Genomic DNA, 19,696 nt, shown 5'->3' with positions numbered 1-19,696 from the left:
GCTGGGAATAATGGCGCTTGGGGATAAAGGTTCCGCCGGACAAGTCATGCGCGCAAAAGAAAGTGCGTGTTCTCCCTGAAAGCAACACAACCGGTCGAATTTTGACCGCCAGAGCGATTTATCACGGGCGACAGCGCAAAAGGATTACGTTAAACAGCTTCACACGATGAAGACGTAGCGAGCGAAAGGAAACGGCGTGCCGCCTGCAGCGACGGGAAAAGCCGTCAAGAAAGTCCCGCCACAGATGCCCGTGGTCGACGAGGGCCAGATCGATTTCGAAGCGATCGAGCTGTTCTTCTTTGCCTATCGCGACTTCGTGTCCGATCCGGACGCTATCCTGGCGAAGATCGGCATGGGGCGCGCCCACCATCGGGTTGTCTATTTCGTCTGCCGCCAGCCGGGGATGATGGTGACGGATCTTCTTGATCTGCTGCAGATCACCAAGCAGAGCCTCGCCCGCGTCCTGAAGCAGTTGATCGAGACTGGCTATATCCGGCAGATGGCCGGGGCCAAGGATCGCAGACAGCGCCGCCTCTATCCGACCCTTGCCGGCCGCGAACTGGCGCTGGCCCTGTGCGAGCCGCAATCCAAGCGTATCGCACGCGCCATGGAAGACTTCACCCCCGGGATGCGGGAAAGCGTAACCCTTTTCCTTCAACGGATGCGTGGACGTGACCCGAACCTCGTGATTTCTGATATCGACATCAGTCAGGATATCTGACCGGGACAGACAGATGACCAATACACCGCTTTTGGACGACGCCCCTCACCTTCTCGTTGTCGACGACGACACCCGCATCCGCGATCTCCTCAACCGCTATCTGGTGGAGCAGGGTTTCCGCATCACGGTCGCGGGAGATGCCGCCGAAGCGCGGCGCAAGTTGGAAGGACTGCATTTCGACCTCATCATTCTCGACGTGATGATGCCGGGCGAAACAGGCCTGTCGCTCACCCAGTCGCTTTATGAAAAGAAGACCACCCCGGTCATCCTCCTGACGGCACGGGTCGAGGCAGAATCGCGCATCGCCGGTCTCGAGGCAGGTGCCGACGATTACCTGTCAAAACCCTTCGATCCGCGCGAACTGGTCCTGCGCATCAACAACATCCTGCGCCGCAGCAGCTCGGCCGATGCACCGAAGATCGAGCAGATCATGTTTGGTCCGTTCACCTTCTCGATCCCGCGCAAGGAACTGCGCAAGGCGGCCGAGACGATCCGCCTGACCGACCGCGAACAGGAAATCATGATGCTGTTTGCCTTGCGCGCCGGCGAAACGATCCCCCGCCACGAACTGATCGGGGACGATACGGATGTCGGCGAGCGCACAATCGACGTGCAGATCAACCGGCTGCGTCGTAAGATCGAAGAAGACCCCGCCAACCCGGTCTATCTCCAGACCGTGCGTGGCATCGGGTACAGGCTGAGTATCGACTGATGCACAAGAGACCGACGACAGGACGATAACGGGCGGCGAATGGCAATTTTCAACACGCTGAAGCGAGAGACCAGCCGGTTTACCCTCCCCGGTTGGCGTCCGTTCACGCGCTGGCTGCGTCGCTGGCTGCCGACGGGCCTCTACACCCGTTCGCTGCTGATCGTCATTCTCCCCATGCTCCTGCTGCAGACAGTCGTCGCCGCGGTGTTCATGGAACGCCACTGGCGCATGGTGACGGAGCGCCTGTCTGAAGGCACCGTTCGCGACATCGCCGCCATTATCGAGATCATCCGCAGTTATCCGCAAGACAGCAACTACAACGAAGTCAGCCGCATCGCCGACAGCTCTCTCGGCCTGACGATCGCAATCGAGGAGAACGGCCAGCTCCCGCCGCCCCGCCAGCGCCCCTTCTTCGCGATCCTCGACAACATCCTTGCCGAACAGTTGAGCAGCCAGATCCGCATGCCGTTCTGGATCGATACGGTGGGCGACAGTCGGCTCGTCGAGATCCGCGTAAAAATGGACGAACGGGTGCTGCGGGTGTTTGCCAGACGCGGCTCTACCTACGCGTCCAACACCCACATCTTCCTGATCTGGATGATCGGCACCGCCTTCGTGCTGGTGGTGATTTCGATCCTGTTCCTGCGCGGCCAGATCCGCCCGATCCTGAGACTTGCCCAGGCGGCAGAAAGTTTCGGCAAGGGACAAAAGACCGAAGGCTTTTCGCCGCGCGGTGCAGACGAGGTAAGGCGCGCAGGCCTTGCCTTCATCCAGATGCGCGAACGGCTCGAACGGCAGATGGAGCAGCGCACCGCGATGCTGGCCGGCATCAGCCACGACCTGCGCACCATCCTCACCCGATTCAAGCTGCAGCTGGCACTTGCCGGCAACAAGCCTGAGCTCGCCGGCATGGAACAGGATGTCGAAGACATGCAGTCTATGCTGGAAGGCTATCTGGCGTTTGCCAAGGGCGAGGCCGAGGAGGATTTCGGCACGCTCTATCTCAGCGAGCTTCTCGAGAAATTCCGCGCGAGCTTCAGCCTGCACGGCCAGATCCTCACCTACCACATCGAAGGCGATGACGAGATCGCCGTCAGGCCGAACGCCTTCAACCGCCTTCTCGGAAACCTCGTCTCAAACAGCCAGCGCTACGCAGACAACCTGCATATCGATGCGCGCCACAGCGCCAAGTGGCTGACATTGACCCTCGATGACGACGGCCCGGGCGTTCCTGCGCAATCCCGCGAGGACGTGTTCAAGCCATTCCACAGGCTCGACGAGGCCCGCAATCTCGATGCGTCCGGAACCGGCCTCGGCCTCGCGATCGCCCGCGACATCGCCCGCTCGCATGGCGGCAATGTCACGCTGGACGACAGTCCGAGCGGTGGCTTGAGGGCAATCGTTCGCGTTCCGGCCTGAGCGAAGGCCGGGCAGTCAAAGAGCTCACGTGAGAGTTGGGGAGACTGTTGGCGAAACGGCAAGGGTGTCCGGTGAGGACGCCCTAGCGCCGTCTCACATCATCTTCTTGCCGTTTGGAACGCCCTGCTCGACGGCAGCCAGAACGATCGCGCCGTTCTCGTCTTCAAAGCCAAGCGTCAGCACTTCGGAACGGACCGGCCCGATCTGGCGCGGCGGAAAATTCACGACGCCCAGCACCTGGCGTCCGAGCAGCGTTTCAGGCGTATAGTGGACGGTAATCTGCGCCGACGATTTCTTGACGCCGATCTCAGGCCCGAAATCGATCTTCAGCTTGAAGGCCGGCTTGCGGGCTTCCGGAAACGGCTCGACCTCGACGATCGTGCCAACCCGGATATCGACCTTCTCGAAGTCGGCAAAGCTTATCTCGTCAGACATGGCTGCTCAGCGTCCCAGTTCTTCCGCGCGGCTCCGCGCTGCCTCGATTGCCTTGTCGAACAGCGGCTGCATCCCATCGTCTGCCATTAGCACGGAGAGGGCAGCAGCCGTGGTGCCGCCCGGAGACGTCACGTTCTGGCGAAGCCTTGAGGCATCCTCGGTCGACTGGTGCAGAAGTTCTCCCGCACCCGACACGGTTTCGCGCGCAAGCCGCATCGCAAGATCGGCAGGAAGACCGGCTTTGCGCCCGGCCTCCGCCATGCATTCGACCAGATAGAAGACATAGGCCGGGCCACTGCCGGAAACGGCGGTGACGGCATCGATATCCGCCTCGCTCGAAACCCATTCCACCGGACCGCTGACTTTCAAGAGCGCATGCACCGCATCGCGCTGGGCGGCCGACACCTTGTCGTTGGCATAGGCACCGGTCACGCCACGGCCGATCATGGCCGGCGTGTTCGGCATGGCGCGCACCATTGCACCGTCCCCGAGATGGATCTGCATGGAGGACAGCGTCTTGCCGGCTGCGACCGAGACGACGACTGTCGAAGCGCCGACCCCAGGCTTCAGCGGCGGCAGAACGGCATCCATCAGCTGCGGCTTGACCGCGAGAAACAGGATATCTGCCGACGCACCGTTTGGAAGTGCCGTAACATGCGTCGCGCCGGCGTCGGACATCATCGCTCTCATCGCCTCGGACGGCGATGGGTCAACGACGGTGACGGATGCGCCGGGAACGCCGTTCTTCAACCAGCCGGAAAGCATGGCGCCGCCCATATTGCCGGCACCGACGAGAACGATCGAACCCAGCTGCAACGCCATCAAGCCTCGCCGACCGTCTCGAACAGAACGCAATCCATGGCAGCCTTGGCTTCCATGCCGGACCAGACGACGAACTGGAACGCCTGATAATAGGCCTCGCAGGCATCAAGCGCGCTGGAAAACAGAACCTCGACCTGCTGGTTCGTGGGCTCGGCACCGCCGGCCAGCAGAAGCGACTGGCGGAAGATCACCACGTCTTCCTGACGCCACAGGTCGAAATGCCCCATCAGCGTCTGTCCATTCACGTAGGACAGAAGCCGGATGACCTCGTTCACGCGGATATCGGGGATCTTCAGATCGAAGGCGCAGGCGAGATGCAGCGCCTCGAACTCCTCCATCCAGGAGAAGGATACGTGGTAGTCCGTCCACCGACCCTCCACGGTCATGGCGATCTCGTCTTCGCCGGACCGTTCGAATGTCCAATCGTTGGAAGCTGCGACGAACTCGATCATGTCCACCGGGTTCGACTGACGCTCAACGTTTAATTCCATGAGGCTCATGCGGCACCTTTTTGACCGGACTGATTGCGAATTCGAGCGGAACGCGCCAACACTTAACCGGAACTACATTTCGATGATCGCTCGTCGCCGCCAGAATAACTGAGTTACCCTGTCTGGAGCTTACCTTCAGCCTCGTCGGTAACCTATCGGTCACCACCGGAAGCTCACCGGCTCGTTTCGAATCATCGTGTAAAATCAGTGTAGCTAGACGGAGTCCGGCTGCCATCCCCTGAATGCCGATTTCCGTGGATTGAACCCCGAAACCGGTTCGCGCATGAGATCAGAACGGATGGTTAAATGACTCTGGACGCTGGCTTTTTTAAGAGTGTCCACAGGGCTTAATTTTTTGTAAATTTATGGGGATTTGGCGAGGCAAAACAGACGCCTGACTGTGCCGATTAGACGCGATGACGCTCAATCGCGAATAGGCTGGGAAAGATCGCCGCGCAGGCTTTTGGCGCTGGACTTTGACGGCGATCTCAAACGGAGATTGCGAATCCCCTGAGGGGCCACAGTTTATGGCCCGATCTGAAGTGGCCTACTGACCTGAATGGCCCTGATCATGGCTCTGGCTCTGGCCGAATTTTGCTTCCAGCGCATCGAGACGGGCCTTTAGCGCAACATTCTCGTCGCGGGCGCGGGCAGCCATCTCGCGAACGGCTTCGAATTCCTCCCGCTTGACCAGATCCATGTTGTTAAGGAACCGTTCCGCCTGGGCATGGAAAGCCGTCTCCACTTCCTTGCGCACACCCTGTGCAGCGCCGGCAGCGTCCGTCATCAGCCGTGCGAAATCGTCGAATATGCGGTTCGTTCCGGTCGACATAAGGTTCCGTCTCCTTGCCATCGGCAGCGATATCGGCCCGATATCGGCCTGTGTTTGTCCTATCGGATCTGAAGTAGGGCTTGGGTCGCCGCGTTGCAAGCGTCATCCACTGTTGCGCGCGTCTCAGAATGAGATTCATCTTGACCGGCGATGTCCCCAAGTCCATCTTTTCAAACGACTGTGAGTAAGCGAGACACCTGTAATTTGTACGAAGCGCTTCATTTTTTTGCTCTCATGCCATTTCCCGAGATAAATCCGGTCGCGTTCTCCTTGGGGCCGCTTGCGGTACACTGGTATGGCCTTGCCTATGTTGCCGGTATCATGCTGGGCTGGCTTTACGCCCGCAAGCTGACCGCAAACGCGTCACTGTGGCCCAACGGTCAGGCCCCGATGACCGCGGTCCATCTCGACGACTTCCTCGTCTGGATCGCAGCAGGCGTCGTCCTTGGCGGCCGCATCGGCTACATCCTGTTTTACGATCTCGGCCCGATCCTGGAAAACCCGATCCGCGCGATCGAGATCTGGAACGGCGGCATGTCCTTCCACGGCGGTTTCCTCGGCGCGACGATCGCGATGATCGTGTTTGCCCGCCGCCATGCCATTCCCGTCTGGAGCATGTTCGACATCGTCGCCGCCGTCGTGCCGTTCGGCCTGCTGTTCGGCCGCATTGCGAACTTCGTCAACGGCGAACTCTGGGGACGGTTGAGCGATGCACCATGGGCTGTCGTCTTCCCGACCGGTGGCCCGTTCGCCCGCCATCCGAGCCAACTCTATGAAGCAGGCCTGGAAGGCATCATCCTGCTTCTGGTGCTGGCACTCCTGATCTATCGTTTCAAGGCCCTTCGTGTACCGGGCACCATCTGCGGCGCGTTCGTCCTCGGCTACGGGCTCTGCCGAATTTTTGTCGAGTTCTTCCGCGAACCGGATGTGCAGCTCGGCTATTTGCTCGGCACCAATTGGCTAACGATGGGCATGGTGCTATCACTACCGATGGTTGCTGTTGGCATCTGGGCGATCACGCGGGCTCGCGTCGCCTCCGCGGCGAAAGTGTGAGGCACCCGTGAACAGCCCAGAAGTAACCACGCCCCTTGCCGAAAAGATCAAGACGCTGATCCGCGCCAGCGGACCGATCAGCGTCACCGACTATTTCGCGCTCTGCCTCGCCGATCCGGAATTCGGCTACTACCGCACCCGCGAACCTTTCGGCCGGCATGGTGATTTCGTCACCGCGCCGGAGATCAGCCAACTGTTCGGCGAAATGGTCGGCATCTTCATGGTCCATGCCTGGCAGCGCCAGGGTAGCCCGGGCGATGTGCGCCTGGTCGAGATCGGTCCCGGCCGCGGCACGATGATGTCCGACATGCTTCGCGTCATCCAGCGCATCGCACCATCCCTGATGGACGGCCTGCGTGTCCATCTGGTGGAAACCAGCGAACGCCTTCGCGGCGTTCAGCGCGTGACGCTCGAGGCCTATTCGACCAAGATTTCCTGGCACGACAGTTTCGAAGACGTGCCGGAAGGGTTCACCCTGATCGCCGCCAACGAACTGTTCGACGCAATCCCGATCCGCCAGTTCGTGCGGACCCCGACCGGTTTTCGCGAAAGGCTGGTGGGCCTTGGCCCGGAGGACGAGCTGTCTTTCGTCGCCGGCATCGCCACGCTCGATCCGGTTCTCCTGCCCGCCCCGGTCGCTTCCATCCCGGAAGGCACGATCTTCGAATTTGCCCCTGCCCGCCAGGCCGTCATGCAGACGCTCTGCGAAAGGCTAAGGCATTTCGGCGGCAGTGCGCTCGTCATCGACTACGGCCATATGGTCACCAGTTTCGGCGATACGCTGCAGGCCGTAAAGAACCACGACTATGACCCGCCGCTTGCCAGCCCCGGCGAGGCAGATCTGACCAGCCATGTCGATTTCGAAGATCTCGCCAAGGTCGCCTTGGCGTCCGGCATTCATCTGAACGGCGGCCTCCATCAGGGCGAGTTCCTCTATGGCCTCGGCCTTGCCGAACGGGCTTCAGCCCTTGCGCGCGACAAGGAACCGTCCGAACAGCGGCTGATTGCTGCCGCGGTCGATCGTCTTGCCGGCGAAGGTGCGGGCAAGATGGGCGAGCTTTTCAAGGTCATCGCCGTCTCGGGCTCCGCGGTCAATCTGATGCCCTTCCGTCCGGTCGACTGAAAGAGCACGTCCGGGCGGATTGACACACGCTATCGGCTTGCGCCAATCTCGCGCCCAATCGAAGCAGCGAGTGCCGCCGACGGTGCATCACTCAAAAACCAACAAAATCAGCAGGGTGGATAAACCGATGCCGGAGAACGCCTCGCCGACGCCGATCGAAAGCGCAGTCTTGAACGCTAAAGCCGGCGCCAAAATCCGCCACGGCTTCTTCACGCGAAAGGGCGGGGTTTCGGACGGAATCTACGCCGGCCTCAATGTCGGTGTCGGGTCGAAAGACGATCAGACGCTCGTTCTCGAAAACCGCCGGCGGGTTGCGGCCTGGTTCGATCTGCCGCTCGAAAAGCTCGCAACCGTCCATCAGGTCCATTCGCCCGATGTGGTCGTGGTCGATGCCGCCTATTCAGGCGAGCGCCCGCAGGTCGATGCGATGGTCGCGGCCACGCCCGGCGTCGTAATCGGCGTCCTGTCTGCCGACTGCGGCCCCATCCTGTTTGCCGATGGCGACAATGGCGTGATCGGCGCGGCCCACGCCGGCTGGAAGGGCGCGCTGACAGGCGTGCTCGAGAACACGATCGACGCGATGGTGTCGCTCGGCGCTGAAAGGGAAAAGATCGTGGCCGTTCTCGGACCCTCGATCGGCCCTGACAGCTACGAGGTCGGCCCGGAATTCGTGGAACGCTTCCTCGGCGTGACCCCCGAATACGCAGCCTTCTTCACACCGTCTCCAAAGCCGCAGCATTCCATGTTCGATCTACCCGCTCTCACCATGTCGCGCCTGAAGGCGGCAGGCGTCGCCGCTGAGAACCTCGGCCTCGACACCTACCCGGATCGGGAACGCTTCTTTTCCTATCGCCGCACGACGCATGACCAAGAGCCGGATTACGGCCGCCAGATTTCAGCCATCGCGCTTCAGCAATAAAAGTTCGGGAGGACTACCATGGCTCTGCACTTCGACAGATCGGAATATGCCGATCGTCTCGCCCGCCTGACGACGAAGATGGCCGAGGAAAAGCTCGATGCCATCCTGTTGTTTGCGCAGGAAAGCATGTACTGGCTGACCGGCTACGACACGTTCGGCTACTGCTTCTTCCAGACGCTGGTCGTGAAGGCCGATGGCTCGATGACGCTGCTCACGCGCTCTGCCGACCTTCGCCAGGCCCGCCAGACCTCGATCATCGAAAACATCGTCGTCTGGGTCGACCGGGTGAATGCCGATCCGACGCTCGATCTCAAGAACCTCTTGAGCGAACTCGATCTGCTCGGCGCAAAGATCGGCGTCGAATACGACACGCACGGCATGACCGGCCGCATCGCGCGCCTGCTCGACAACCAGCTCACCAATTTCGGTCAGCTCAGTGACGCATCCTATCTGGTCAGCCGGCTGCGCCTCATCAAAAGCGCGGCCGAGATCGCTCATGTGCAACGCGCCGCCGAACTGGCCGATGATGCGCTCGACGCCGCTCTGCCGCTGATCAAGGCCGGCGGCGACGAGGCCGATATCCTTGCGGCGATGCAGGGTGCCGTATTTTCCGGCGGTGGCGATTATCCCGCCAACGAATTCATCATCGGGTCCGGCGAAGATGCGCTTCTGTGCCGTTACAAGGCCGGTCGCCGCAAGCTCGATGCCACCGACCAGCTGACGCTCGAATGGGCCGGCACGGCCGCCCACTATCACGTCGCGATGATGCGCACCGCGCTCGTCGGCGAGCCATCGCCGCGCCACAAGGAACTCTACAAAGCCTGCCTTGAGACGATCCGGGCGATCGAGGAGGTTCTGTCTCCAGGTCATACATTCGGGGACGTGTTCGATACCCATGCCAGGATCCTCGACGAACGCGGCCTCTCCCGCCACCGGCTGAATGCCTGCGGCTATTCGCTGGGCGCCCGCTTCTCGCCGTCCTGGATGGAGCACCAGATGTTCCACTTCGGCAACCCGCAGGAGATCCTGCCCGGCATGACACTGTTCGTGCACATGATCATCATGGACAGCGACAGCGGCGCGGCCATGACGCTCGGCCAGACCTATCTGACGACGGAAGGCGCTCCCCAGCCGCTTTCACGTCATGGTCTCGACCTTATCCAGGGCTGAGAAGCCCGCGATCATTGACAGGCCGGAAAATCCGACCTTAGCTTGTCGCGGGATGGGAACCGGCAAAGGGGCGAACGCATGCGGCTTATCGGAAAACTGCTTTCCGCCTGCATCGTTGCGCTGTCCGTCTCCGGCTGCAACACCAGCGAGGCCCTGACGCCGCGCGCCGAGATCGGCGGCGGCAACCGCGCATCGACACCGGTCACCCAGGCCGATACGGAGCGCATGGCCCGATCCCCAAGGCCCGAGACCTACAGCAATCAGACCTACAGAAACGACACCTACCAGCCGCGCCCGCAAAATACGCTCGAGGCGCAGGCCCAGGCGATTCAGTCTGGCAACCAGACCTCGCCCGCCTCTTCAGGCCCACCGCCCGACTGGCAGGGCCAAAGCCAGGCTGAAACCCAGTCTACCGCTGCAGCGCCCCAGCAGGAGGCTTCCCTGCCCGCCGCCGCCGGCAACACCATCCGCTTCCTGCCGATCATCGGTGCCCCTGTCCAGGCCGTAACGCCGCTGTCGCGACGGCTTGGCGCCGAGGCGCGCGCCGCCGGGCTGACGATCCGTCCCTCCAGCGATACGGGTACCGAGCAGATCCTCAAGGGCTATTTCTCGGCCTTCAGCGATGGCGAAAAGATCACCATCGTCTACGTCTGGGATGTTCTCGACAATACCGGCTCCAGACTTCACCGCATGCAGGGGCAGGAAAATGTGCCCGGCAGCGGCCAGGATCCATGGGCCGCAGTGCCCTCCTCAACCATGGAACTCATCGCCGCAAAGACGATCCAGGACTATATGAGCTGGCGGCAATCGCATGGCGGTTAGGTAACCATGATGTGACACGGTCACTGTTTCTTCGCAAAAAACGGTGGCCTGAGGGAAAACGCTATTGCATTCGAAGGTGGCGCCGGTAAAAGGCCGCCATCCAGCTTCAATACAGGCGGACCGCAATGAAGGTTTTCGCAGGCAATTCGAACCGGCATCTGGCCGACGCGATCTGCAGCTATCTTAATGTACCAGTCGGAAAAGCCTCGGTAAGGCGATTTGCAGACCAGGAAATCTTCGTTGAAATACAGGAGAATGTCCGTGGGGAAGACGTGTTCGTCATCCAGTCCACGTCGTTTCCGACCAACGATCACCTGATGGAACTGCTGATCATGATCGATGCGTTCCGGCGGTCTTCCGCCAAGCGCATCACGGCTGTGCTTCCCTATTTCGGCTATGCCCGCCAGGACCGCAAGGCCGGGCCGCGCACGCCGATCTCGGCCAAGCTCGTCGCCAACCTCATCACCGAGGCCGGCGCCAACCGTGTCATGACGCTCGATCTGCACGCAGACCAGATCCAGGGCTTCTTCGATATCCCGACCGACAACCTCTACGCCGTGCCGATTCTTGCGCGCGACGTGAAGGAACACTACGACCTCAACAACGTCATGGTGGTCTCGCCGGATGTCGGCGGCGTGGTTCGCGCCCGTGCGCTTGCCAAGCGCCTGGGCTGCCAGCTCGCCATCGTCGACAAGCGGCGTGAACGCGCAGGCGAGTCGGAAGTCATGAACGTCATCGGTGACGTGACCGGCAAGGACTGTCTCCTGATCGACGATATCGTCGATTCCGGCGGCACACTCTGCAACGCGGCCGAAGCGCTCTTGAAGAATGGCGCCACCAGCGTGACCGCCTACATCACCCACGGCGTGCTGTCGGGCGGTGCCGTTGCCCGCATCGCGGCGTCCAAGCTCAAGGAACTGGTGATCACGGATTCGATCCAGCCGACGACATCCGTTCAGTCGGCGCACAATATCCGCGTCATCACCACGGCAAACCTTCTCGGCGAGGCGATCAACCGTACCGCCATGGAAGAGTCCGTCTCGAGCCTGTTCGACTAGGATTGACGCATGACCGTGGGACGGGCTCGGCAGCAAAAATGCTGCGGCCCCTGTCCCACGGCTATGTAAGTCTGATAGAGGTCTGCCATCCATCTGCAGAGGGAGGACCTATCGCGATGTCGATCCTACGAAACAAGCCGAAATGGCTTGCACTTTTCATCCTGGCTCCAATGCTTTCCGCCTGCGTCGACGCAGGTCCGGGCCCCGGCTATCCGCCGGAACGTCCCGCCCCCGGCTGGAGCCGGCCCGATCGCCCCGATCCCCGTCCAGATTGGGATCGCCCATCCAGACCCGATCGCCCGGATCGTCCATCACGGCCTGACCGCCCGGATTGGGATCGCCCCTCGAGGCCGGATCGTCCCGGCAGACCTGACCGTCCTGAAAATGGCGGCGGCATGTGCACCCGCGAATATCGCCCGGTCTGCGGCCAGCGTGGCGGTCGGCTCCAGACATTCCCGAATGCCTGCGAAGCCCGCAATGCCGGCTTTGGCGCGGTCTCTCCGGGCGAATGCCGCCGCTGATCGCGACGTGAGTTGAACGCCAAGAATATAAACGCCGGGATTTTCATCCCGGCGTTTTGCATTCGAGGCGTCTGTTGACTATGTAGGCGCGGTACCCAAGGAGTTCCGCATGGCCGCCCGCGACCGCTATTCCCGAAAACTCGAATGCTCGCAGTGCGGACACGCCGGTTATGCCGAAGTCTCCGAGTCCGACGACAAGCGCGCCAGCAATCGCGATTTTCGTATCGACGAACTCCCGAAAGGTTTTCAGACCGAGTTCGCCTCGAAAGATCCGCGCAAATACATGCTGCGTTGTAGCGACTGCGGCCACAAATTCCGGTTCGAGCAGAAAACGGCCTACGCCCCCGGCGGCGAACCTCGACGCTAGGTCAAACGTTTCCGCGATCTTCAGGCAGCGTTCTGGTTGGCCGAGCCCATTTCTGACCCAGACTGCGGGTTCGGCTGATCTTCCATCGGCATCGGCCGACCGAGAAGATAGCCCTGCACTTCGTGGCATCCTTCCCGCCGCAGAATGTCGAGCTGGTTCACCGTCTCGACACCCTCCGCGAGAACCGGGATCTGCAGGCCCTGCCCCAAAGCCAGAATTGCTCGCACCATGGCCGTTGCCTGCTCGCTGCGGTCCACTTCGGTCAGGAAGCTCCGGTCGAGCTTGATCTTGTCGAACGGGAAGGCGCGCAGCGTCTCCAGCGACGAATAGCCGGTCCCGAAATCGTCGATCGCAATCGATACGCCCAGCGCCTTGATGGAGCGAAGCGCATTCATCGCCCGCTGCTTGTCGCTGATGATCGAGCTTTCGGTGATTTCAAGCTCGAGACGGCTTGGTTTCAGACCGGTTTCCAGAAGCACGGTATGGACCAGCGCCGGCATGTCGGCATGGGCGATCTGCACCGGCGACAGATTGACCGCGACCTTGTAGTCATTCGGCCAGTTCGCCGCCTCCCGGCATGCTTCGCGCAGAACCCACGCGCCGATCGGCAGGATGGCGCCGCATTCCTCGGCAACCCCGATAAAATCTGCCGGCGAGACATTGCCCCGCTCCGGATGGCTCCAGCGCAGCAGGACCTCGTAACCGGTGATCTCATCGGTCGCGACCGATTTCTGCACCTGGTAGTGCAGCCTGAGCTGATCCTGCTCGATCGCCGTCCAAAGATCCTCCGCCATCTTGGTTCGGTCGCGGGCGGCCTCGTCCATCTCGATGTCGTAGAAGCAGATGTCGCGCGAGAGCGAGCCCTTGGCGCGGTACATGGCCAGGTCCGCGTTCGCGATCAGCGCATCGGGGGATGCCCCGTCATGCGGGTAGAGCGCGACACCCATGCTTGCGCCGGGACTGAGACGATGCACCTCGATCTGGATCGGCTGCCCGAACGCATCCGACAATCGGTCGAGGAACTCGGACACTTCGGCCAAATCCCCGTAGCGCTTCACGGCCACGAATTCGTCGCCGCCGAACCGGGCAAACATCTCGTGCGGCCGCACGATCGAATTCATCCGCTCGGCAATTTCCTTGAGCACGGCATCGCCGGCCGCGTGCCCGAACTGATCGTTGATCTGTTTGAACTTGTTGAGATCGATACCGACGACCGCAACATGCCCGCCCTCGCTCTCGGCGTTACGGACCTCGGCTTCGAGATATTCCATCAGGGCCGAACGGTTCGGAAGCTGCGTCAGGCTGTCATGCTTCGCCATGAAGGCGATCTTTTCCTCCGACCGTATCCGCTCGCTGATATCCTCGAATGTCGAGACCCAGCCGCCCTGATCGAGATAGCTGAAATCGATCCGGATCGTCCGATCGTCGCTCAGTCGGTGTAGAAGGGCTTCCTGCCTGGAATTGATGGCTGCGATGTTGCGCTGGTAATGCTGTTCTGCCCGTGCTTCCGCCTCCGCCGCGTCGGCAAACGAGGTCCTGTAGCCAAGAGCCACGATCTCGCGGTATGTCATACCCGGCTTCAGAGCGCCTTCCTCAAACCGAAAAATCTGGCCATAGCGCCGGTTCGTCAGCACCAACCGCTGCTCGCGATCGAACAGGCAGATCCCCTGCGCCATGTTCTCAAGCGCCAGATCGAGGTTCTGCGTCACGGAGGCGATCCGGTCGGTGTCCTGTCTCTGACGGGTGATGTCGCGCGTGATCTTGGCGTAGCCGGCAAGCACGCCATCGTCGTCGAGGACGGGCTGGATCACCACATGTGCCCAGAACCAGCTCCCATCCTTGCGGTAGCGCCGGCCTTCCGCCTCGAACAGACCGGTTGTGCGCGCTGTTGCGAGCGCCTGTTCCGGCAGACCCCGGGCTTGTTCTTCATCCGAATAGAAACGTGCAAAATGCTGACCAATGATCTCGTCGGCCCTGTACCCCTTGGCACGCTCTGCCCCTGCATTCCAGCTGGAGACGGCGCCCTCGGGTGAAAGCATGTAGATCGCGTAGTCGGTCACCCCGCGCACGAGCATCTGGAAATTGGCTTCGCTGGCCTTCGAGGACCGCGCCGCACGCCCGGTGATTGTGGCAACGGCCAGGCCCGACCCGATCAGCGACAGCGAGACGGCAATGATCGTTGCCAGCATCAGCGGCTTCGACAGCATCCCGTCTTCAGGCAGGATCCCGAAACCCGGGACAAGCGTTGCCGCGCCCATCGCGATGAAATGCATAAAGACGATACCGAGCGACAGGAGACCTGCAGCAAGAATGTTGTTTGCAAGGCCTCCCTTCAGGATCATGAGGAAGGCTGTCGTCGACATGACGATCGCGGTGACGATGGCAGCGATGACCAGCGGCTGCGACCAGACGATCAGGCCGCCGAACTCGATCGCCGCCATGCCGGTAAAATGCATGCAGGAAACGCCGGTACCGAATACCAGGCCAGCGGCCACAGCGCCGGATTTGCCGGTAAACAGCACGGCAAGCAGTCCCGCCGCAAATGTCGCGAGAAATGCAATACCAAGCGACAGCAGCGTCAGCGACAGATTGAATGTGAAGAGCTGGCCCGGATCGTAGGCGAGCATGGCCACGAAATGTGTTGCCCAGATCCCGAAGCCCCCTGCTCCGCCGGAGACGATCACCCAGCCGTAGCGGCTGCGGTCGTTTGCCTGTCGTGCCCGGGCGGCAAAAACCACGGTTCCCGCATTCGCAATGAAGCAGAGCGCCCCCGCCACGACGACGAGGAAGAGATTGTGCTCATAGGCCAGACAGGACAGAACGGCGTACATGTTAGATCTTGGTCTCCGGAGTTAACACCGTCTTGACCCTCACAATTTAACAAATTCGGTCGCCCGGACCTCGCATTTATCGAATCTCGCTAATATCGAATGAACGTCATTAATGGATGGCAAAACGGCACATACCGGAAGTTTCATATTGGCCACGCAGGTATCTGGCGGTAGGTAACGACGACGACCGGTTTGCAGAGCCAACCACGCCGCAGATCCCTTGCGTCTCCTGCCCTGATGGACTATAGGGACCCCGTCCGCGTAGACACCCTTGGAGGCAACGCGGATGGAGAGCGTCGGACGATGCCCTCCGGTTTGACGCGGCACTGTCCGCGAAGAACTCTCCAAACAACCTCGAAAGGAATTGCCATGAGCAAGGAAACTTACGTGCTCAAGGCCGAGGCGCGCGAACGGGTCGGTAAGGGGTCCTCCCGTGAACTTCGCCGCAACGGTTTTATCCCTGCAGTCATCTATGGTGACAAGCAGGCTCCTCTGTCGATCGTGCTCAACACGAACGAAGTCACGAAGCGCATTCACGCTGGCGGTTTCATGACCACCATCGCGACGATCGAATTCGACGGCAAGAAGATCCAGGTCCTCCCGAAGGACTACCAGCTGGATCCGGTCCGCGACTTCACCATGCATGTCGACTTCCTGCGCGTTTCGGCCAAGACTGAAGTCAACGTCGAAGTACCGGTACACTTCGAAAACGAAGACAAGTCGGCCATCAAGCAGGGCGCCGTTCTGAACATCGTCCGTCACACGGTCGAGTTCCATTGCCCGGCCGACCAGATCCCGGAATTCATCACGGTTGATCTGACCGACGCCAAGATCGGCGACAGCCTCCACATCTCGGCCGTTAAGCTGCCGAAGGGCGTGACACCTGTCATCACCGACCGCGACTTCACCATCGCGACGATCGTTGCACCTGCTGCAGGCGTCGAAGAAGAAGAAGCGACTGAGACTGCGGCTCCTGAAGCCGAATAAGACATTTTCGTCTTGTCTTTCTGAGAGCCCGCCTTCCACCGAAGGCGGGCTTTTACGTTTTCCGGTCAGGATTACGTAACCCTCTTTAAGATCCGCTTCGCTTTACTCTTCCCGGCTTCAGTAAAGCTTAATCAATGGCTGGAATTATCCGGCCAATTACTGTGTTGGGGAACACGCAGTCGGCGGCTAACACCGACTACAAGCAGGCGGGGAATACGGGTGGCTCATTCCGTTGAGAGTCGGTTCATAGCCATTATCTCGGGCGCGCTTCTGGCCGTCGTCGTGCCGTTGTTCACGCTGCTTTTGGCGTTGTCATCGCAGCAGGCGGTTCGGGCGCTCGAAGAGCATGTCGACATCGTTCTGGCGACGAACTCGCAGGCGCTTGCCAAGCCCCTCTGGGATCTCGATACCGAAAGCGTTCACCAGATCGCCGTCGCCATGGTGAAAGATCCGACCATCTACGCGGTTCGCGTCACCGACACGACGGGCAAACTGAATATATCGGAAGTCACGCCGCAAGAGATATCCCTGAGCGACCTGACGATCCGCTCACAGCCCATCACCTACATGTCGAACTACGGCGCTCGCGTTGTCGGTAAGGTCAGCGTCAGCATCCCGACAATCGGCTGGTTCTCGAAGCTTCACGAATTCGAGTTCGCCTTCATCTCGATCTTCATCATCGCCATCCTGACCGTGTTCGGCGCCGCCATTCTCGGCAACCGCGTGATGGTGATCAAACCTCTTCTGCGTTTGACCGCCGCAATCGAAGCGACCCGTCGCCTCGGTTCTCGTCACCATGTCGACTGGCGCTCCACCGATGAAATGGGACGCCTGGCCAAGAGCTTCAACGAGATGCAGACCCTTCTCGAACACGAGGAGCGCGAGCTGAAACTGGCACATCGCAAGACGACGCAGACCTACAATCTCACGCCGGCCATGCTGTTTTCGCTCGACGCCGACGACAGGATCGCCGCCGTCAGCGACTACTGGCTCGTTGCGACCGGGTACAGCCGATCTGACATATTGAACCTGCCCTTCTGCGAACTGGTGATGCCGGAAGACCGCAGCCTCTACCACAACAGGAAATCGCAGGTGCGATCGCGCGGACCGGCGTTCGAAGTCACCGTGCGCTTCATCTGTCAGTCCGGCAAGACGATGAACGTCCTTATCGCCGAGACCGAACTCGGTTCCGCGGGCGACGGCGAGACCGGCTCGCTGAGCGTGATGACCGACGTCACCGAGCTCAAGCAGTCAGAAATCCGCAACTATCAGCAGGCCATTTCCGACCACCTGACCGGTCTTCTCAACCGTCAGGGGTTCGAGGCGGCGCTTGAGCAGAAAATCATCGAGGCGGATCGCAACGGAACCGACATCGCCTGTCTGTTCGTTGATCTCGATCGGTTCAAATCGATCAACGACAATCTCGGTCATGCGGCCGGCGATCTCGTGCTTGGCCAGTTCGTCGAGCGGATGCTGCCGCTTTTGGGCGACCACGACGCGGCATCGCGCCTGGGCGGCGACGAGTTTGCCATTCTTCTGTGTGGCGAGGGGTCGGAACGGCGCGGCACCGAGCTGTGCCAGAGAATCGTCGAGTTCTTTGACGTTCCATTCCGCATCGAGACCAACAGTGTGCGCCTTAGCGCCAGTATCGGCCTTGCCTTCTACCCTGCCCATGCCGCAAGCGGCGCCGAGCTTTTGCAGAAGTCGGATCTGGCCATGTATGCCCGCAAGCGCGACGGCAAGAACGGTGCGCAGGTCTATAATTCGGCCATCCTCGACAAGACGCGGGAACGTGCCGAAATCGAAACCGACATCGAAGCAGCGCTTGCCGCCAACTGGTTCGAAGCGCATCTCCAGCCGATCGTGGATATCAGGACCGGCGCCTGCAACGGCTTTGAAGCGCTCATGCGCATGCGCCATCCGCGCAAGGGGCTTGTTCCTCCGGGCGCAATCGTCAGCGTCGCCGAGGAAACCGGCACGATCGGCCAGATCGGCAATCTCATCCTTGAGGACGCCGTCGCCAATCTTGCCCGCATCTCCCGGATACCGGGCATGTCTGACACCTATGTCGCCGTCAACGTATCGCCGCTGCAATTCGATGCGAGCCTTCCCGTCAAGCTGTCAACCTTGCTCGGCCGCTACGCAATCCGCCCGTCCCGACTGGTCATCGAGATCACGGAGGCCGTGCTGATGCATGACAATCCGGAAATCCGCAGGCTGCTCGACGAGATCCGCAACATCGGTTGCCGCATCGCGCTTGACGACTTCGGAACCGGCTATTCCTCGCTCAGCTATCTCAGCCGTTTCCCGGTCGATATCGTCAAGATCGACCAATCCTTTATCCGGTCTCTCAACAATGGCGATGATGATATCGATCGTCGAAACAAGATGCTGATCGAAGGCATTGCCGCGATCTCGCACAAGATGAACTGCCATGTCGTCGCCGAAGGCGTCGAAACCGAATATCAGCGTTCGACACTCATCGACATGGGCATCGAATACGCTCAGGGTTACTACTTCGCACGACCGCAAGCGATCGGCGATGTCCTTACGATGTTGAACGCCGACCGAAGCGGCGACCGAATTGATTCTATTGCAAGCTGAAATCCCGGCCCTCGATGTGGAGCAGCAGATGTCCTCGATCAGGTGTGGCATGACAAGCGCAGCACTCGTCGTGCTTGCTCTCGCTGCAACAATCGGACCGTGGTCTTGCCTGCAGGCGCACGCCGCAGACAGGCTCCAGCTCAAGACAGAGCCCTATGCACCCTTCAGCTACCGTGATCAGAACGGGCGCTATGGCGGCGCGGGCATAGACCAGATCGATGTCATCATGCGGCAAGCGCAAATACCCTTTGACGTTGAAATGATCCCTTGGGCCCGCGCCATCGCGCTCGCCGAGACCGAGCCGATGACCTGCGCCTTCTCGGCAGCGCAGACAGCGGACCGCAAGCCGCGGTTCAAATGGGTCATGACGATCTCCGTGAACCATACGATCCTGGTCAAGCGGGCGGGCTCGTCGATCCACGCCACGACGCTCGATGAGGCGAAGAGCTTTCTGATCGGAACCCATCGGCTCGATTTCACCGAAGACCTTCTGAAATCGATGGGATTTGCGAACCTCGATCTCAGCGCCGATTTCGACACGTCGCTGCGCAAGCTCGTCCGGGGCCGGATCGACATGATGCCCATGTCGGAAGGCGTCTATCAGAGGCTGAAGAACAATGGCACCGACGTCGAGAGGGTGGTTCCCCTCTCCGAGGAGAAGCTCGGCATTGCCTGTCAGAAAACAGTCCCGGACGCCTTGATCGCTAAAATGCAGGCCGCACTCGACAGCATGATCCTTGATGGCCGCCAGGACACGATCTACCGGCGCTACGGCCTCAAGGCCGAACACTGAGCAAGCGATCAGCGGT

The 19,696-nt window shown here is 60.7% G+C and carries 19 protein-coding genes; 14 read left to right on the top strand and 5 right to left on the bottom strand.

Annotated features, from left to right (window positions below):
- Positions 1-196 precede the first annotated feature (196 nt).
- From G6K99_RS09980 to G6K99_RS09970, 3 genes are read left to right on the top strand one after another with little or no spacing between them, the layout of a single operon-like run.
- Positions 197-721: a MarR family winged helix-turn-helix transcriptional regulator gene (locus tag G6K99_RS09980; RefSeq protein WP_062582974.1), complete on the top strand. Its 525-nt coding sequence runs from the start codon at positions 197-199 to the stop codon at positions 719-721.
- Positions 722-734: 13 nt separating this feature from the next.
- Positions 735-1,433, top strand: coding sequence for a response regulator (locus tag G6K99_RS09975; RefSeq protein ID WP_062455827.1), 699 nt, complete (start codon positions 735-737; stop codon positions 1,431-1,433).
- Between the two features lie 39 nt (positions 1,434-1,472).
- Positions 1,473-2,852, top strand: a complete 1,380-nt coding sequence (locus G6K99_RS09970; protein WP_174196440.1) for an ATP-binding protein — start codon at positions 1,473-1,475, stop codon at positions 2,850-2,852.
- Positions 2,853-2,945: 93 nt separating this feature from the next.
- On the opposite strand, the gene G6K99_RS09965 is transcribed toward G6K99_RS09970, so the two are convergent.
- The 4 genes from G6K99_RS09965 to G6K99_RS09950 all read right to left on the bottom strand — a co-directional run bounded on the left by G6K99_RS09965 (position 2,946) and on the right by G6K99_RS09950 (position 5,432).
- The gene (locus G6K99_RS09965) at positions 2,946-3,287 is read right to left on the bottom strand and encodes a tRNA-binding protein (RefSeq protein ID WP_062455821.1); all 342 of its coding nucleotides are present in this window, start codon (positions 3,285-3,287) and stop codon (positions 2,946-2,948) included.
- A gap of 6 nt (positions 3,288-3,293) precedes the next feature.
- Complete coding sequence (gene proC, locus G6K99_RS09960; protein WP_174196439.1) at positions 3,294-4,109, bottom strand: pyrroline-5-carboxylate reductase; 816 nt, start codon at positions 4,107-4,109, stop codon at positions 3,294-3,296.
- A complete protein-coding gene (locus tag G6K99_RS09955; protein WP_062455815.1) occupies positions 4,109-4,609 on the bottom strand; it encodes a YbjN domain-containing protein in 501 nt (166 codons plus the stop codon). The genes proC and G6K99_RS09955 overlap by 1 nt, the downstream gene beginning before the upstream one ends.
- Before the next feature lie 538 nt (positions 4,610-5,147).
- Complete coding sequence (locus G6K99_RS09950) at positions 5,148-5,432, bottom strand: accessory factor UbiK family protein (protein WP_062582967.1); 285 nt, start codon at positions 5,430-5,432, stop codon at positions 5,148-5,150.
- 234 nt (positions 5,433-5,666) lie between these two features.
- On the opposite strand from G6K99_RS09950, the gene lgt reads away from it, so the two are divergent.
- The 8 genes from lgt (at position 5,667) to G6K99_RS09910 (ending at position 12,465) form a co-directional block, all read left to right on the top strand.
- Positions 5,667-6,485, top strand: coding sequence for a prolipoprotein diacylglyceryl transferase (gene lgt / locus G6K99_RS09945; protein WP_062457920.1), 819 nt, complete (start codon positions 5,667-5,669; stop codon positions 6,483-6,485).
- A 7-nt stretch (positions 6,486-6,492) separates the two neighbouring features.
- A complete protein-coding gene (locus tag G6K99_RS09940) occupies positions 6,493-7,608 on the top strand; it encodes a class I SAM-dependent methyltransferase (RefSeq protein WP_062455810.1) in 1,116 nt (371 codons plus the stop codon).
- A 127-nt stretch (positions 7,609-7,735) separates the two neighbouring features.
- Positions 7,736-8,527, top strand: coding sequence for a peptidoglycan editing factor PgeF (gene pgeF / locus G6K99_RS09935; protein WP_174196438.1), 792 nt, complete (start codon positions 7,736-7,738; stop codon positions 8,525-8,527).
- A gap of 18 nt (positions 8,528-8,545) precedes the next feature.
- Positions 8,546-9,697, top strand: coding sequence for a Xaa-Pro peptidase family protein (locus G6K99_RS09930; RefSeq protein ID WP_174196437.1), 1,152 nt, complete (start codon positions 8,546-8,548; stop codon positions 9,695-9,697).
- Between the two features lie 78 nt (positions 9,698-9,775).
- Positions 9,776-10,519 carry a hypothetical protein gene (locus tag G6K99_RS09925; RefSeq protein ID WP_174196436.1) on the top strand — a complete coding sequence of 248 codons (744 nt, stop codon included), beginning with the start codon at positions 9,776-9,778 and terminating at the stop codon, positions 10,517-10,519.
- A gap of 125 nt (positions 10,520-10,644) precedes the next feature.
- Entirely contained in the window at positions 10,645-11,577 is a 933-nt protein-coding gene (locus G6K99_RS09920; RefSeq protein WP_062455798.1) for a ribose-phosphate pyrophosphokinase, read from the top strand.
- A gap of 116 nt (positions 11,578-11,693) precedes the next feature.
- Complete coding sequence (locus tag G6K99_RS09915) at positions 11,694-12,098, top strand: Kazal-type serine protease inhibitor (RefSeq protein ID WP_082472021.1); 405 nt, start codon at positions 11,694-11,696, stop codon at positions 12,096-12,098.
- Between the two features lie 109 nt (positions 12,099-12,207).
- On the top strand, positions 12,208-12,465 hold the full coding sequence (locus G6K99_RS09910; RefSeq protein ID WP_062455795.1) for a hypothetical protein: 258 nt from the start codon (positions 12,208-12,210) through the stop codon (positions 12,463-12,465).
- A 20-nt stretch (positions 12,466-12,485) separates the two neighbouring features.
- Here G6K99_RS09910 and G6K99_RS09905 read toward each other — a convergent pair whose 3' ends face one another.
- On the bottom strand, positions 12,486-15,296 hold the full coding sequence (locus tag G6K99_RS09905; RefSeq protein ID WP_174196435.1) for an EAL domain-containing protein: 2,811 nt from the start codon (positions 15,294-15,296) through the stop codon (positions 12,486-12,488).
- Positions 15,297-15,665: 369 nt separating this feature from the next.
- On the opposite strand from G6K99_RS09905, the gene G6K99_RS09900 reads away from it, so the two are divergent.
- The 3 genes from G6K99_RS09900 (at position 15,666) to G6K99_RS09890 (ending at position 19,680) form a co-directional block, all read left to right on the top strand.
- Complete coding sequence (locus tag G6K99_RS09900; RefSeq protein ID WP_062455789.1) at positions 15,666-16,283, top strand: 50S ribosomal protein L25/general stress protein Ctc; 618 nt, start codon at positions 15,666-15,668, stop codon at positions 16,281-16,283.
- A gap of 219 nt (positions 16,284-16,502) precedes the next feature.
- Entirely contained in the window at positions 16,503-18,887 is a 2,385-nt protein-coding gene (locus G6K99_RS09895; protein ID WP_092660378.1) for a bifunctional diguanylate cyclase/phosphodiesterase, read from the top strand.
- A gap of 28 nt (positions 18,888-18,915) precedes the next feature.
- On the top strand, positions 18,916-19,680 hold the full coding sequence (locus G6K99_RS09890) for an ABC transporter substrate-binding protein (protein WP_244631421.1): 765 nt from the start codon (positions 18,916-18,918) through the stop codon (positions 19,678-19,680).
- The last annotated feature ends 16 nt before the right edge of the window (positions 19,681-19,696 follow it).

The sequence above is a fragment of the Neorhizobium sp. AL 9.2.2 genome (assembly GCF_013317225.1).
GTDB lineage: Bacteria > Pseudomonadota > Alphaproteobacteria > Rhizobiales > Rhizobiaceae > Neorhizobium > Neorhizobium soli.
This window is presented reverse-complemented; position numbering and strand designations above follow the sequence as displayed.